The organism is Photobacterium kishitanii (assembly GCF_000613045.3).
Classification (GTDB): domain Bacteria; phylum Pseudomonadota; class Gammaproteobacteria; order Enterobacterales; family Vibrionaceae; genus Photobacterium; species Photobacterium kishitanii.
In genome coordinates this window covers 1,265,545-1,281,022 of sequence record NZ_LN794352.1, presented here as the reverse complement: position 1 = coordinate 1,281,022, position 15,478 = coordinate 1,265,545, and the positions used below count along the sequence as shown (strand labels likewise).

At 37.2% G+C, this 15,478-nt stretch carries 13 protein-coding genes; 10 read left to right on the top strand and 3 right to left on the bottom strand.

Annotated elements, in window-relative coordinates; genetic code table 11:
* Positions 1-81: 81 nt before the first annotated feature.
* Both PPBDW_RS06115 and PPBDW_RS06110 read right to left on the bottom strand, forming a co-directional pair.
* Positions 82-1,311, bottom strand: coding sequence for a NupC/NupG family nucleoside CNT transporter (locus PPBDW_RS06115; RefSeq protein ID WP_373455528.1), 1,230 nt, complete (start codon positions 1,309-1,311; stop codon positions 82-84).
* A 257-nt stretch (positions 1,312-1,568) separates the two neighbouring features.
* A complete protein-coding gene (locus PPBDW_RS06110; protein ID WP_036794095.1) occupies positions 1,569-2,483 on the bottom strand; it encodes a LysR family transcriptional regulator in 915 nt (304 codons plus the stop codon).
* 299 nt (positions 2,484-2,782) lie between these two features.
* Between PPBDW_RS06110 and PPBDW_RS06105 the strand changes: the two genes are divergently transcribed.
* The 9 genes from PPBDW_RS06105 (at position 2,783) to PPBDW_RS06065 (ending at position 11,877) form a co-directional block, all read left to right on the top strand.
* On the top strand, positions 2,783-3,604 hold the full coding sequence (locus PPBDW_RS06105) for a phosphate ABC transporter substrate-binding protein (protein ID WP_036794093.1): 822 nt from the start codon (positions 2,783-2,785) through the stop codon (positions 3,602-3,604).
* A gap of 92 nt (positions 3,605-3,696) precedes the next feature.
* A complete protein-coding gene (gene pstC, locus PPBDW_RS06100) occupies positions 3,697-4,608 on the top strand; it encodes a phosphate ABC transporter permease subunit PstC (protein WP_036794091.1) in 912 nt (303 codons plus the stop codon).
* A gap of 6 nt (positions 4,609-4,614) precedes the next feature.
* Positions 4,615-5,514 (top strand): phosphate ABC transporter permease PstA, encoded by a 900-nt coding sequence (gene pstA, locus PPBDW_RS06095; protein WP_036794089.1) that lies wholly within the window; start codon positions 4,615-4,617, stop codon positions 5,512-5,514.
* 17 nt (positions 5,515-5,531) lie between these two features.
* On the top strand, positions 5,532-6,281 hold the full coding sequence (gene pstB, locus PPBDW_RS06090; protein WP_036794087.1) for a phosphate ABC transporter ATP-binding protein PstB: 750 nt from the start codon (positions 5,532-5,534) through the stop codon (positions 6,279-6,281).
* Positions 6,282-6,482: 201 nt separating this feature from the next.
* Entirely contained in the window at positions 6,483-6,827 is a 345-nt protein-coding gene (locus PPBDW_RS06085; RefSeq protein WP_036794085.1) for a TehB family protein, read from the top strand.
* Between the two features lie 142 nt (positions 6,828-6,969).
* Positions 6,970-7,347, top strand: coding sequence for a hypothetical protein (locus tag PPBDW_RS06080; RefSeq protein WP_036794082.1), 378 nt, complete (start codon positions 6,970-6,972; stop codon positions 7,345-7,347).
* A 235-nt stretch (positions 7,348-7,582) separates the two neighbouring features.
* Entirely contained in the window at positions 7,583-9,232 is a 1,650-nt protein-coding gene (locus PPBDW_RS06075) for a mechanosensitive ion channel family protein (RefSeq protein ID WP_036794080.1), read from the top strand.
* A gap of 291 nt (positions 9,233-9,523) precedes the next feature.
* Positions 9,524-11,227: a mechanosensitive ion channel family protein gene (locus tag PPBDW_RS06070; protein WP_054262000.1), complete on the top strand. Its 1,704-nt coding sequence runs from the start codon at positions 9,524-9,526 to the stop codon at positions 11,225-11,227.
* A 206-nt stretch (positions 11,228-11,433) separates the two neighbouring features.
* Positions 11,434-11,877 carry an META domain-containing protein gene (locus PPBDW_RS06065; protein ID WP_036794078.1) on the top strand — a complete coding sequence of 148 codons (444 nt, stop codon included), beginning with the start codon at positions 11,434-11,436 and terminating at the stop codon, positions 11,875-11,877.
* Between the two features lie 84 nt (positions 11,878-11,961).
* Here PPBDW_RS06065 and metE read toward each other — a convergent pair whose 3' ends face one another.
* Complete coding sequence (gene metE, locus PPBDW_RS06060; RefSeq protein WP_054261999.1) at positions 11,962-14,283, bottom strand: 5-methyltetrahydropteroyltriglutamate--homocysteine S-methyltransferase; 2,322 nt, start codon at positions 14,281-14,283, stop codon at positions 11,962-11,964.
* A 277-nt stretch (positions 14,284-14,560) separates the two neighbouring features.
* Here metE and metR point away from each other — a divergent pair, with 277 nt between their 5' ends.
* Complete coding sequence (metR, locus tag PPBDW_RS06055; protein WP_036794076.1) at positions 14,561-15,472, top strand: HTH-type transcriptional regulator MetR; 912 nt, start codon at positions 14,561-14,563, stop codon at positions 15,470-15,472.
* Positions 15,473-15,478 lie beyond the last annotated feature (6 nt).

Sequence of the window (15,478 nt, the reverse complement as noted above, 5' to 3'; positions counted from 1 at the left end):
TATTAATGCTTTTTCTAGATACAAAAACAGAGAGCTGAGCTCTCTGTTTATTTTTAATCATTCAGCGTTAGTATACTACCTCTAAAGAGGAAGAAATAAACCAGCCAATGTCGCACTCATTAAATTAGCTAAAGTCGCTGCAAAAATAGCTTTCATCCCTAAACGCGCAATTTCAGGACGACGTTGAGGTACAATTCCACCTAACCCCCCCATTAACATGGCAATAGAGGTTAAATTAGCAAAACCACACAATGCAAATGTCACTATCGCTTGTGAGTGTTCACTAAGCTTAGCTATTGTTTCTGGTTTCATTAGTTCAGCAAACGCTATAAATTCATTCACAGCAATTTTAGTACCAATGAGGCTAGCCGCTGTTGTTGCTTCTGACCAAGGCACACCAATTAACCATGCAACAGGAGCAAATACGTAGCCAAAAATCATATTAAGGCTAAGATCATTAATTCCAATCCAATGACCAATATGGCCTAAACCACCATTTACCATTGCAATTAAACTAATAACAGCCAATAAACTTGCACCAACAGCCATTGCAATTTGTAAGCCACTCAATGCACCACGAGAAGCTGCATCGACTAAGTTAACGGGTTCATCTTCTTCACCGTCATCTTCCTCTTCCATGCTATGCACGCCTTCGGTTTGCGGCACGATCAATTTCGCCATCATCAATCCCGCAGGTGCTGACATAAAACTAGCAGCAATCAGATATTTCAACTGCACACCAAGTCCTGCATAACCAACCATAGTACCACCAGCAACAGAGGCTAATCCGCCAACCATTACTGCAAATAATTCTGAGCGTGTCATCTTTGCTAAGAACGGACGTACAACTAATGGTGCTTCTACAGAACCAACAAAAATATTAGCCGTTGCAGACATTGATTCAGTACGCGTAGTACCTAATAGGCGTTGTAATAAGCCACCAATACCACGGATAACCCATTTCATCACACCAACATAATAGAGTACGGAGATTAATGCCGAAAAGAAAACAATAGAAGGTAAGACATTAACCGCAAAAATAAAGCCTAGTTTAAATTGAGCTAGCTGGCCAAACAAAAATGATGTGCCTTCATGACCATAATCAATCACACCAGATACAGCACCAGAAACACTATTTAGCACTACCCGACCAATAGGCACATAAAGAATAAAGGCCGCAAACACAACTTGAATACAAAAAGCGCCTAAAACACTGCGCCAATTAACTGCTGAACGGTTTTCTGAAAATAAAAAACCTACTGCAAAAATAGTAATAATACCGAGCATGCCAACAAGATAATGCAAAGTCATTCCCCAATGTATGGTGTAGTAAACGATTGCGGAAAGAGTGTATTCATAAAAAAAAGTGTGACAAGGATCAAGTTGTTATTACGAACAACAACAATTTAACAAACTGACGCGATATTGGGTAATTTTTAGCCTAAGCAAACGAAAATCATCGGATTAGTTCCTATAGGGAATACTATTAACCCCTAGGGTTACAATTTGAAACACTTACCTCTCACTTTTAGCCAACCGTTTGCGTGTGATCGCTGTTTTTTACATCATTACCATTTGCACAAAATATTACCCGCTTCTATATGGCGGCGAATAAATTCAATAAATAGATTCACTTTATTAGGCAAAAATTTATGTCTTGGATAAACCGCATATAACGGCATATGCTGTGTTAACTGCCAATCTGGCATAAGTCGAATCAACTTACCTTGGCGGATTTCATCCGTTAACAAGTACGTCGCTAAATAGCCAATACCATTGCCTGCAATCGTAGCATCACGAATTGCATCAGCAGAATCGACGCGGTAATTACCCGTGACTTTAATATCCTGATTATCATTTTGCTGACTAAAGCTCCATACATTATCTTTACGCTCACGGCTAAAATAAATAATACAATTATGCGCAGTTAAATCACTGGGTTGATAAGGTACACCATGAGTCGCTAAATATTCAGGACTTGCCACCAGCACAAAATCACAATTACTCAAATGACGTGCAACAAAACCTTCTGGAGGCGAATCCATAAATCCAATCCAAAGATCGAGTTGCTCTGCAATCAAATCAACACGGTGATCAAACAAACTCAATTCTAAATTGAGTAATGGATATTGGGCATGAAACTCATTGATATAAGGTGCTACATGATTAGAAGCAAAAGATTGCGCAATCCCAACTCGCAGTAGACCTTGTGAGTTATCTTCATTTATCAATAATTCACTTTCTGCTTCATTTATTTCTTCCACCACTTTTTCACAATGCTTCGCAAACAAACGCCCCGCTTCTGTTAATGCAAATGATCGCGTTGTGCGTTGTACCAATTGCACCCCAAGGCGCTGTTCAAGTTGCTGAATCAATTTACTGACTTGAGTTCTAGAGATATCAAGTAGCTGTGCTGCCTTGGTAAAGCTTTGTTGTTTAGTGAGAGCATTAAAAACTATCATTTGCTGTGCTTTTTTTAACATCGACAACCTTTTATTTTTGATAGAAAAACAATTACAACTAAAAATACCTCAATACTGGTGCGATCGTAATATTATTTATCGTTGTAAGTATATGGCATCAAGGTATTTAGTGAGTATTCCATTACCATTTATGACAACAAATAATAAAAGAACCTTTTTATACATTCTTATTAAGCATTTGTTACAGCATTCATAGAGTGTTCAAACTTCTGAAATATTACTGTCACATAACTTTTTTAATCTTTGTCGTGTTCATTCAGACCTATTGGCATTTTGCCTAACAAGAAAGGATTATGAAAATGAAGACAAAGATTATCGGCGCAGTTGTTGTTGCAAGTTCACTTGCTGTTAGCTCTGCAGCGTTCGCTGGCGAGACTATCTCTGTTGTAGGTTCTAGCTCTGTTTCTCCCCTCATGGAAGTATTGGGTGAAACTTATGCAAAATCTAACGATGTAACGGTAGAAGTTCAAGGACCAGGATCATCAGCAGGTATCCGCGTTGCTCACGATGGTTCAGCGGATCTTGGTATGTCATCTCGTGCCTTAAAAACATCTGAAGAATCGCCACAAATAAAAGAAATCGTAGTTGCTCGCGATGGTATCGCCGTAGTGGTTAATAATAGCAACCCAGTAACTGATTTAACCAAAGAGCAAATTACTGAAATCTACAAAGGTAATGTGACTAACTGGAACCAGGTTGGTGGCGAAGATAAACCTATTGTTGTCGCAACCCGTGATACAGCATCAGGTACTCGTGGTGCATTTGAAGACATCATGTCGTTAAAGAAAAAAATTAACAATATCGAAGTCTCTGCAATATCGCAAAAAGCACAAGTTGCAAGTGGCAATGGCCAATTAAAAACAACCGTTGCAAATAACCCATTTGCTATCGGTTATATTTCACTGGGCTCAGTTGATAACACAGTGAAACCCCTAACTATTGATGGTCATAAACCATCCGTCGAAGCGATTAAAGCGGGTGATTATAGCGTTCAACGTCCATTTATTGTGGTTTACAAAGAAGGCCATCCATCAGCTGAAGCCTTGGAGTTCCTAACGTGGGTTCAATCACCAACAGCACAGAAAATCGTTGCCGATAAAGGCTTCATCTCAGTTAACTAATTTTTATTTTAGCGCTCAACTATTTGAGTTGAGCGTTTTTGACTTCTCAGAAATAGGTTACTCATTGGTAGCCTTTCTGGAGTGTAGATTATATGACCATCGCAAATATTGAGAAATCAACTAAGGATACTCCGTTGCTTAAGTCGAAAAAGCGTATCGACTGGCGCGAAATGTTCTTTAAATACCTATTTATGCTCAGTGCAGCAATCGGTATTTTATCGCTCGTTACTATTGGCTACTTTATTTTCCGTGAAGGCTATGCGGCCTTTGCCTACTCAGGTGTTACAGGGATTATACTTGGCACTGATTGGTTGCCACCTGCACTTTACGGTATTGCACCGATGATTGTTGCTTCACTTGTCTCAACAGCAGGTGCAGTAATGATTGGTGTGCCTATTGGCGTATTAACCGCTATATTTATCGCAGAAGTTGCACCAAGACCACTAGCCAGTTTTATTCGCCCAATGATTGAACTGTTAGCAGGTATTCCATCGGTTGTTTATGGCTTCTTTGGTTTAGTTATTATTGTTCCGTTGATCCAAGAAATATTCAATGTTCCTGCAGGTAATACAATTTTAGCTGGAATCATTGTCCTTGCAGTAATGATTTTACCTACCGTAATTACCATTTCTGAAACATCTATCCGTGCTGTACCACGTGCTTATAAAGAAGGTTCTTTAGCACTTGGCGCATCACCAATGTTTACTATTTTTAAACTTATCGTTCCTGCGGCACGCTCAGGCATTATGACGGGGGTTATTTTAGGTGTTGCACGAGCACTTGGGGAAACAATGGCAATCATTATGGTAATGGGTAACTCCCCAGCAATGCCAGAAGGTTTACTTGAGTCAGCTCGCACATTAACAGCCAATATCGCAATTGAAATGTCTTACGCAACAGGCATTCACGCAAGCGCATTGTATGCTACGGGTATTGTACTGCTGGTGTTTATTATGACACTAAACGGCGCGCTTCTTTATCTAAACCGTGAGCGGGCGAGGTAACTAACAATGACCACTAATAACTCTTTATCTACTCAAACTAGTCGATTAGAAAATGCGAACCCAGCAGCACAAAAACTAAAAGATCGCCTATCAGTCACTATTATTTGGTTATCTGCAGGTGTCACTGTTGGCTTTTTATTATGGGTAATATGGTACATTCTCAGCAATGGCCTCTCCCATGTCGATTGGTCTTTTATTAGTTCAAACTACACCACTATTGGCAAAGAATCTGGCATTTGGCCAATGATTGTTTCGACACTTTATATGGTGTTTGCATCAATCGCTGTAGCTGCACCATTAGGGATAATGACGGCAATTTATCTGACTGAATATGCCAAAGTTGGAAGTCGTTTAGTTAAAGTTATTCGTTTTTGTACTGAATCTTTAGCGGGTATCCCTTCGATTATTTATGGCCTTTTCGGTATGACCTTTTTTGTGGTTATTCTAGGCTTTGGTTACTCTATTTTATCAGGTGCATTAACCTTAAGTATTTTGATTCTTCCGGTGATTATTCGTACCACCGAAGAAGCATTAATGGCTGTACCACAAACTTACCGTGAAGGTTCATATGGTTTGGGTGCATCTAAAATTTATACCATCTGGCGACTCATTCTTCCTAGTGCAATGCCTGGAATTGTGACCGCTATTATCCTCAGCGTGGGTCGTGTTATTGGTGAATCAGCACCAGTATTTATGACAGCAGGCATGGTAGCGCGTATTCCTGACAGTGTCTTTGACTCAGGACGTACGCTTACTGTTCACCTGTACAAGCTAACGCAAGAACTCTACACCGTACATGAATGGAACCAAGCTTATGGTACGGCGACAGTACTTATCATTGTTGTTCTTGTAATTAACCTAATAACCAAGCTTATCGCTAGCCGTTTTAATACTGCGACTTACTAAATTCTGAGGATACATACATGAACAAATTTAACATTGAAAACCTAGATCTTTTTTACGGCAAAAACCAAGCACTAAAGAAAATTAATTTGTCGATCCCTAATCGTCAAGTCACTGCTCTAATTGGGCCGTCAGGATGTGGTAAATCAACGTTATTACGCTGCTTAAACCGCATGAATGACTTAATTGAAGGAGTAACGATCAAAGGATTACTTACTATCGATGATGAAAATGTCTACGGTAATATAGATGTTGCTCAATTACGGATTAAAGTTGGCATGGTATTTCAAAAACCAAATCCATTTCCGATGAGTATCTATGAGAATGTCGCTTATGGTTTACGTGCTCAAGGCATCAAAGATAAAAAAACGTTAGACACTATCGTAGAACAATCACTGCGTGGCGCAGCGTTATGGGATGAAGTCAAAGATCGTTTAAAGTCACATGCATTTGGTCTTTCTGGTGGTCAACAACAGCGTCTATGTATAGCACGTACCATTGCGATGAAACCTGAAGTGATCTTAATGGATGAACCGACATCAGCGCTTGATCCTATTGCCACTAAAAAGATTGAAGATTTGATGGAAACACTCAAAAAAGAATTTACGATTGTTATCGTTACTCACTCAATGCAACAGGCTCGCCGTATCTCAGATCGTACAGCGTTTTTCTTGATGGGCGAGTTAGTTGAGCATGATGAAACCCAAAACTTATTTAATAACCCAGCGGATGATCGCACCCGTGGTTATGTAAATGGTGACTTTGGTTAACCCCATATTTACAGAATAATAATAGCGATGGTACAACTTGCCTCTTCTTTGCGAAGGGGCTTTTTTTTAATTAAAATACTTTTATATCAATAAATAACATAAAATCACATGACAATATTAACAGAATTGATTGCGGCCCTACCATTAAACATGTATTTTATAGTTATGTTTAATGCAGTATCAGCAATTAAGGATATCATCATGGCAACCATTCCGAGTGATTATGTTAATTATAAATCTACCCCGATCTTTACGCCTGAAAATATTCCGAAGATGTTTCTTCACCTCCACAATACCCGTGTTGGCGTCTATGGAAAAATATGTGTCTTACAGGGGCAACTAAAATTTTATGGCTTTCGTGATCGTCGTGGAGAAGTTGAACAAGAAATTATTATCAATGCTGGTGATATAGCTATTAGCCCACCGCAATACTGGCATAAGGTTGAATTTTTAACTGAAGAAACACAATTTCAAGTACGCTTTTATGCTCAAAATAATAGTCAAATCGTACGTGAGAATCTCAACGAACGCTCATCAGAGTTATAGCAACACCAATAGCGCATACTCACAATCATTACCTTATAGTTACTAAATTAACTCTATAATGACAGTATTTAAAAGAGTATCAGATAGTCTTGGCCGCATTGACAACTAATCACTGATAATCAGTATTATGGGAGATGTGATAATGCGCTATAAACAACAAATTAGACAAGTTACATCATGGATAGACGTACTTACATCAACCAATATCCCGATAAAATCAGCTGCAGTATTAATTAATAACTCACCGCTTAAAAAGTTATTTGCATATCAACTTAATCACTGCAACATTAAAACATATAAATTAATCAAAGAAGTACCCCCAAAAATATTAATTAATGAAATAATTAACAGTGACTGTAATATCATTATTGCCGATAAATCTAGTTACATCCTGCTGCGACAAATAATTCCCTACCTACGACGCAATGTTGTCATCGTACTTACTCAAGAGTATTGGGTACCTGATTGGGCATGGGCTTTTACTCAATATTATTTTTTATGCCAGCAAGATTTACCATAAAATGATCACGGTCTTAGATACTGCAACAAATTGATAATTAAAAAGATAATTATTATCTAAACCGCTTTAGAAGCATTTGCTCTATTTTAAATTGAATATTTATAGCAGCGGACGCCAATTTAGATATAATCTGCGCACACTTGTCTAATGACAATAAATAGCTCGTTATCAATAGCCATTATAAATACTGATAACTTCATATTTTCTCATATCACCAGCAGGAGTTTATCGCAACATGCGCTTACTGGTATTAATGCTCATTTTCGTTTCTACGCTAAGTTTTGCTAACACAAAACCACAGCCTACAAACCCTCAACAAACAAATGTTGAGTATCAAAAACTTCAAAAACTTAACACTGAATTAAACGTATTAGCAAAAGAAGCGACATCAACAACAGGTTCATCGCTTGACGTTATTCGCTTACAACTACTCAATAAAAACAAAGAATTAAGAAGTACACTAACGGATTTAATTGACGATAAAAAAGCAGACAAAAAACTTTTATTAAAACAAGTTGAACAACAAATAAAATTTGCGGCTGAAGCTGAAAAGTTTTTACAAACCAAAGTTGAACGCGATCAAAAAGATCTTGATAACGCGAAAGACACTGACAAATTAGTGGCTTTAAAGGCGCTATCTGAAAGCCGTGATTTTATCATTCTGGTTCTTAATGAAGAATGGGAAAACTACCAATGGATGGAACGTTTAGGTAAACCTCAGCCTAATGCGATAAAAACACTCAAGAGTAATATTGAGCATCGCCTTGACTTCATGTCAGCATCACTCACTTTTGGTAGCCAAGCACTAGATTTAAACGATAAACAACTAAAGTCAGCAACAGGTGATGAACTAAAAACACTACAAGTCACCCAAGTTTTAGCCCAACGTCAAGTTGATAGTGACACTAAAAATCTAACTGATTTAGTCAAACTTGCAGATAATATGGGACTAGATACCGCTGAATATAAACGTTTACTATTTGAACAAACGGGTAATGTTACAGATGACCTACTAAATAGCAAAGTTATCTGGTCAATCGTTACATCATGGACGACTGAATTTGGATCGTGGTTGTTTGAAAATCTCCCACAGATGATCTTTAAAGTCTTTATCTTTATTTTTATTATCTTTGCCTTCAAAGCATTAAAGAATATTGTCCGTAAAATGGTAACACGAGCCGTATCGACAAAAAACTTGAAGATGTCGATGCTAATGCAAGAATTCTTTATTTCTATGTCGGGTAAGGTTGTGTTTGCAATCGGTATCTTAATCGCGCTCTCACAAGTAGGTTTAAATCTTGCTCCAATTTTAACCGGTTTTGGTGTTGCCGGTATTATTGTTGGTTTCGCACTACAAGACACACTATCTAACTTTGCCTCAGGCATGATGCTATTAATCTATCGTCCATTTGATGTCGGTGATTTAGTAGAAGCAGGCAGTATTACTGGCAAAGTAAGTCATATGAGCTTAGTTAATACGACAATCAAAACATTTAGTAATGAGATAATTATTGTACCTAACAGTAAAATTTGGGGCGATATAATTAAGAACGTTACTCACGAAAAAGTACGTCGTATTGATATGATTTTTGGTATTGGATACAGCGATGATATCGAAAAAACAGAACGAGTATTACACGATATCGTTGACTCTCACCCTTCTGTTTTACGTAGTCCTGAGCCAACAATCAAACTGCACACTTTAAACTCATCATCGGTTGATTTTATTGTGCGCCCTTGGGTTAAGACTGACGATTACTGGGATGTTTACTGGGATATTACTCGTGAAGTTAAAATGCGCTTTGATCGAGAAGGTATCTCTATCCCATTCCCACAACAAGACGTCCATTTACATATGGTTGAGAAAGCTATTGAATCAAAATAAATTCAATTAACAATACAGCCTTTTGAAAATTAATTCCCTTAAAGTCAGTGATTTTGAAAAATATTGCTGACTTTTATTTATCTAATGAAAATTTAACCTACTATTGTCATATTTTAACAAAATCAACCCAAAACAAACGCAGCAAGATCACAATAATCACTCAAACTGATTACTTTTTATAAAATTAACTATACTTTATAGATACAAGAGCTGACTTTGAATATTACTAATTCATATATGGTTAGATCTAAAAATAACTCGTTCTCAGCAAGTGTAAATAAAGGAAAACTCATGCGTTTAATCCTACCTCTCTTATTGATGTCTATTAACTGTTTTGCAGGAAATATAGGCAATAAGGATGATCTCCTTTTAATAACAGAGGAAAAAAATAGTCAATATAATAAAACAAAAAATACAACGTCGATAAGAAAAGAAGTAGAAGAAAGCATTAGTCATCTAAATATATTAAATGAAAGAATAGATGAATTGATGAAAGAGTCGATGACATTAACAGGCTCAAAACTAGATGTTATAGCGCTTCAGTTGATACATAAAAATCAAACACGAAGAAGCTTATTATCCTTTCTTATACAAAAAAACAATAAACCTTATGTAGATGAAACTTTTCTTTTAAATCAAGTTAATCAACAAATAAGCTTTATAGAAAAAGAAGAAAACTTTTATAATAAAAAGATTGAACGTGACTTAATTTCTTTAGATAAAGTAAAATCATCTGAAAAATTTAATGCATTAAAAGTACTCAATGATACACAAGTCAATATTATTAGAACTCTCAATAATGAGCTAATTAATTATCATTGGTTAAAAAAACTCAATCAACCCACATTACAAATAACTGATAAATTCGATAAAGATCTTAATAAACATTTAGAATTCACAAAAACATCACTCATATTAAATCATAAAACAAAAGAAATTAGCGAGCGTCAGTTTAAAAAAGCGACAGCAGATACTAGTAGTGACCTTGAATTACAAGCATTAGTCGCATCAAGAACTGCAGAAATATACACAAACCACCTTAATGAATTGATTTCACTCGCAGAAAAAACAAATATTGATACTACAGAATATAAAAAAATATTATTTGAATATACAGGTGTTTTTACTGACCAGTTACTTGATAAAAAAGTTATTATGTCAATGGCAACATCTTGGTTTAATAATTTAATACATTGGTTTGTTAATAATGGCCCACAATTATTATTTAAAATATTTATTATTTCTTTAATATTGATGCTATTTACTCATTTACGTAAACTTATAAGATTTATTATTAATCATATTGTATCTTCGAAAAATTTTAATATTTCAATGGTCATGCAGAATTTTTTAATTTCTATCTCTGGGAATATAATTTTAACGGTTGGGATTTTATTCTCACTATCCCAACTAGGAATAAATCTCACACCATTATTAACCAGCTTTGGTATTTTAGGTCTTATTATAGGTATTGGGCTGCAAAACATTTTAGCTAATTTTGCATCTGGTGTTATGTTACTAATTTATCGTCCATTTGATATAGGAGATTACGTACAAGCTGGACAAGTTATAGGGACAGTAAATAAAATGAGTCTAGTGAATACAACCATAAAAACGACTACAAATGAAATTATTATTATTCCCAATAATAATGTCTGGAATAATACAATAACCAACATTACTCAGGAAAAAGTTCGTCGTGTTGATCTTCTTTTTCATATTGAGCACTCTAATGACATCAGTAAAACTGAAAATATTCTGTATGAGATTACTAATAAACATAATTCTGTCCTCAAACTACCGGAAGTAAAGGTAAGATTAAATGCATTAACCTTGCACTCTACTGAATTTATTGTCCAAGCATGGGTCAAATCAGAGGATTATTGGGATGTTTATTGGGATATAACAAAAGAAGTGAAAATAAAGTTTGATGCGGAGAATATATCACTTCCATCAATTCCATCCATGCCTATACATAACTCAGCGACAGCTTAAACCAATAGCTGAGTATGAAATAAACAAAAAGTGGCTTCTCATATATTTATTTACAAATAACAATGATTTTTATGTCTATATTTATTGAATTTATACGCATTTTTACTCAATATAAGTAATCCAAAGATAATAGAAAAATTATCATGATTTCTATTCATCTGTTGCTAAGTTTTATTATCTTTAATTTAATGTTAGGAATAACTACAATGAAAAAGCGTCTATTATCAGCACTGGTACTTCCTATGATGTTAGCTGCATGTTCAACTACAGGTATCACCACTCAAACACCACACCAAGTAACAGGCAGTGAGCTTGCTAATGGTAGCTGGTCATTAGTGAAAATTGATAACCAAGATCTTTCTCAACCAGCACCAACACTAGAGTTAGCTACTGATCTTGCTGCAAATGGTCACGCTGGTTGTAACCGTTACTTTGGTCAAGCTGAAGTAAAAGACGGTCAATTCCGTATTGAAAAAATGGGTATGACGATGATGCTATGCCCAGATAATGAAATGAAGATTGAACAAACCTTTTCACAATCTCTTTCTGAGTGGAACAAAGTCAGCATTTCAGGCGATACCATGACAATGACTAACACCAACCATACCTTAACATTTGCACGTGATGTTGCGGCACCTAACGCACAATAATCGTTCATAGATTAACAAATAAAAGCGGCTACATTCTTTCAACGAGAAAGAGAAATATGTAGCCGCTTTTTTATTGATTGCTCATTATGCGGCGATAACCTTATGGTATTTTTCACGCAAAATATTGGCAGCCGTCACCATATTTGTTAATGCTGCTTCAGTTTCTTCCCAATTACGGGTTTTTAAACCACAATCGGGATTAATCCACAAACGTTCAATCGGAATCAGCGCCGCAGCTTTATCAATTAACGTTGTTATTGTGTCAACCTCAGGAATATTAGGTGAATGGATATCATACACACCAGGACCAATTTCATTCGGATAATCAAATGCCTCAAATGCTTTAAGTAATTCCATATCTGAACGTGATGTTTCAATGGTTATTACATCGGCATCTAACGCTGCCACAGACGCTATAATCTGATTAAACTCGCTATAACACATATGAGTATGAATTTGTGTCTGTGGCTCAGCCCCTGCTGCAGAGATCTTAAACGCCTTCACTGCCCAATCGAGATACGCTTGCCACTGACTCTGCTTTAACGGCAATCCTTCTCTTATTGCAGGCTCATCAATTTGAATAATACGAATCCCTGCAGCTTGTAAATCTGTCACTTCATCACGCAAAGCTAACGCAATTTGATTAGCAATATCTTCTCGCGATAAATCTTCACGAGCAAATGTCCACCCCAAGATAGTTACAGGTCCGGTCAGCATCCCTTTAACTAACTTAGTGGTTAATGATTGTGCATAACGGATCCATTCGACAGTCATAGGTTGAGCGCGATAAATATCTGCCACAATGATCGCTGGTTTTACACATCGAGAACCGTAACTTTGCACCCAACCATATTGAGTAACGGCAAACCCTTCTAACTGTTCAGCAAAATACTCCACCATATCATTTCGCTCAGGTTCACCATGTACTAACACATCAAGCCCCAAATTATGCTGACGCGTGATCGCCTCTTGAATGTGCGTTTGTAATGCTTGGTTATAATCAGACTCGGTTATGCGCCCAGCCTTAAAATCACTGCGCTGACTACGAATTGTTGCTGTTTGTGGAAATGAGCCTATGGTCGTTGTTGGCAATAATGGTAATTGCAACACACATTGCTGTTGAATAACACGCTCGGCATAAGGAAGCTCTCGCTCAGCCAATTCGAAAGTGATTGCCGCAGTACGTTGCTGTACTTGCAGATTATTCACTCGCTCACTGCTAAGGCGATCTTTGATGCTGGCACTGTAATCCTCACATTCAGAAATCGCATCCTGATCACCATCAAGAGCCTGTGCTAATAAGGTAACCTCACCACATTTTTGTTTGGCGAATGCTAACCATTGACGGACATCGGCATCAAATTCTGTTTCATGATCTAAATCTATTGGGCTATGCAATAATGAACATGAACTTGCCAACCATAACTTTGCGCCTAATTGTTGCTTAAGTGGCTGTAAGTTAACCAGCCATTCCGCGAGATCTGCCCGCCACACGTTACGTCCGTTAATCACGCCAGCTGATAATACCCAATGCTTAGGTATCGCCTCTGCAACAGCGGCCAATTGCGCTGGTGCTGCCGATAAATCAATATGTAAGCCATCGACATTAAGTTGAGAAATAATCTCTAATTGGTGGCTTATATCATCAAAATAGGTAGTCAGTAATAACTTTGGTCTACCATGCAGAACTTGATAGGCTAATTTAAAACTCGCTTTCCACTCGCTCGGTAATTCAAGTGCTAGCGCAGGCTCATCAATCTGTACCCACTCAACCCCTAATGCGGCTAATTTAGTTAATATTTGCTGATAAGCCGTAAGTAAGCGTGGTAATAATGTCAATCGATCAAACCCTTGCTGTTTCTCTTTACCTAACCATAAATAAGACACAGGCCCTAATAATACCGGCTTAACGTTATGACCCGCTTTTTTTGCCTCTGCTACTTCTTCAAACAATTGTTGCCAGCTGACATTAAAACTGTCTTCTGACGTAAACTCTGGCACGATGTAATGGTAATTAGTATTAAACCATTTAGTCATATCAGCAGCAGCACAAGCACACCCTGTCGGCGCTTTACCACGCGCAACGCTGAACAAGGTATCTAAGTCAGGAAAATCTTGTTGATGACGAGTTGGAATGTGACCAAGCAGCATACTGGTGCCTAATACATGGTCATACCAAGCAAAATCCCCTACTGCAACATAATCAAGTCCAGCGCTAACTTGGTCATTCCAATGGCGATGACGTAATCGCTCCCCAACCTGTTTAAGCTGTGCTTGATCGCTCTCACCACGCCAATAACGTTCTTGAGCAAACTTTAACTCACGCTGACTACCTATTCGTGGATAACCTAAAATATGGGTAACTGTTTTAGTTAAAGTCGTGGTTTTATCTGATAACGCTGTCATTGTCATATTCCTTTAATTCAATATGTTATCAATCATAAAGCCACTAAAAACAATGGCTAAAATGATTCAGGTTGAATAACACAGTGACGGACAACAACACCGACAACAAGATGATTTATCTCATAATGATCATGAATTTATTTCACGTTAAAATCCTAGTCATTCATAAAGTTAATAATTAAAATGGCCGTTTAGCCATCTGGATGTTTACAATTGCAACTTAACTGCGTAGATTAAAAAACAATCAACAGATACATCAGTGAGCCAAGGATGGAATATGATTGAACTGAAACATCTCAAAACATTAACTGTACTAAGAGCTACAGGCTCACTCACCGCAACAGCAAATAATTTGTATTTAACGCAATCCGCGCTGTCTCACCAATTAAAGGATCTTGAACAACGTCTAGGTAGCCCGCTTTTTTTACGTAAAACACGTCCGGTAAGGTTTACAACAGAGGGTAAAGTTCTACTGGATTTAGCTGATCAAGTATTACCAAGAATACAAGCAGCAGAACAAGAACTCGCCAATAGTAAACACCAAACTACGGGTAGATTACAGATGGCGATTGAGTGTCATTCTTGTTTTCAATGGCTAATGCCAGCACTAAAGCAATATCAAGCATTATGGCCAGACGTAACTGTCGACTTTTCATCAGGATTTAGTTTTGATCCAATCCCTGCACTTGCAAAAGGCGAATTAGACCTAGTGATTACAGCAGACATTCAACCACGTCATGAAATTCATTATGAACCATTATTTGATTTTGAAATGTGTTTGATCGTGGCGCCACAATCACTACTAGCGACTAAATCACATATTGTCGCGACCGATCTTATTGATCAAATCCTACTCAGTTATCCCATTCAACGAAATAGACTAGATGTTGTTAAACACTTTCTGCAACCAGCAGGTATTGAACCATTAGCATGGAAACAAGCAGATAATAGTTTAATGTTAATTCAAATGGTTTCTGCGGGGATGGGAGTTGCAGCATTACCTAATTGGGCTGTTGATAATTTCGTCCGTCAAGGATTAATTATCAGCAAGCCACTAGGTAAAGGATTATGGCGACGCCTCTTTGCTGCAGTACGGGCTTCTGAATACAAACATCATTATTTAAATGCTTTTTTTGCAACGGCGAAACAGCAGTGTCAGCAACATTTACAAGGCATTAAAACAGTTTAATGCCTT

What these genes read in the sequence shown, in the direction of transcription:
- PPBDW_RS06115 (WP_373455528.1), bottom strand. Translation starts at nt 1,311, where the DNA reads ATGACTTTGCATTATCTTGTTGGCATGCTCGGTATTATTACTATTTTT.
- PPBDW_RS06110 (WP_036794095.1), bottom strand. Translation starts at nt 2,483, where the DNA reads ATGTTAAAAAAAGCACAGCAAATGATAGTTTTTAATGCTCTCACTAAA.
- PPBDW_RS06105 (WP_036794093.1), top strand. Translation starts at nt 2,783, where the DNA reads ATGAAGACAAAGATTATCGGCGCAGTTGTTGTTGCAAGTTCACTTGCT.
- pstC (WP_036794091.1), top strand. Translation starts at nt 3,697, where the DNA reads ATGACCATCGCAAATATTGAGAAATCAACTAAGGATACTCCGTTGCTT.
- pstA (WP_036794089.1), top strand. Translation starts at nt 4,615, where the DNA reads ATGACCACTAATAACTCTTTATCTACTCAAACTAGTCGATTAGAAAAT.
- pstB (WP_036794087.1), top strand. Translation starts at nt 5,532, where the DNA reads ATGAACAAATTTAACATTGAAAACCTAGATCTTTTTTACGGCAAAAAC.
- PPBDW_RS06085 (WP_036794085.1), top strand. Translation starts at nt 6,483, where the DNA reads ATGGCAACCATTCCGAGTGATTATGTTAATTATAAATCTACCCCGATC.
- PPBDW_RS06080 (WP_036794082.1), top strand. Translation starts at nt 6,970, where the DNA reads ATGCGCTATAAACAACAAATTAGACAAGTTACATCATGGATAGACGTA.
- PPBDW_RS06075 (WP_036794080.1), top strand. Translation starts at nt 7,583, where the DNA reads ATGCGCTTACTGGTATTAATGCTCATTTTCGTTTCTACGCTAAGTTTT.
- PPBDW_RS06070 (WP_054262000.1), top strand. Translation starts at nt 9,524, where the DNA reads ATGCGTTTAATCCTACCTCTCTTATTGATGTCTATTAACTGTTTTGCA.
- PPBDW_RS06065 (WP_036794078.1), top strand. Translation starts at nt 11,434, where the DNA reads ATGAAAAAGCGTCTATTATCAGCACTGGTACTTCCTATGATGTTAGCT.
- metE (WP_054261999.1), bottom strand. Translation starts at nt 14,283, where the DNA reads ATGACAGCGTTATCAGATAAAACCACGACTTTAACTAAAACAGTTACC.
- metR (WP_036794076.1), top strand. Translation starts at nt 14,561, where the DNA reads ATGATTGAACTGAAACATCTCAAAACATTAACTGTACTAAGAGCTACA.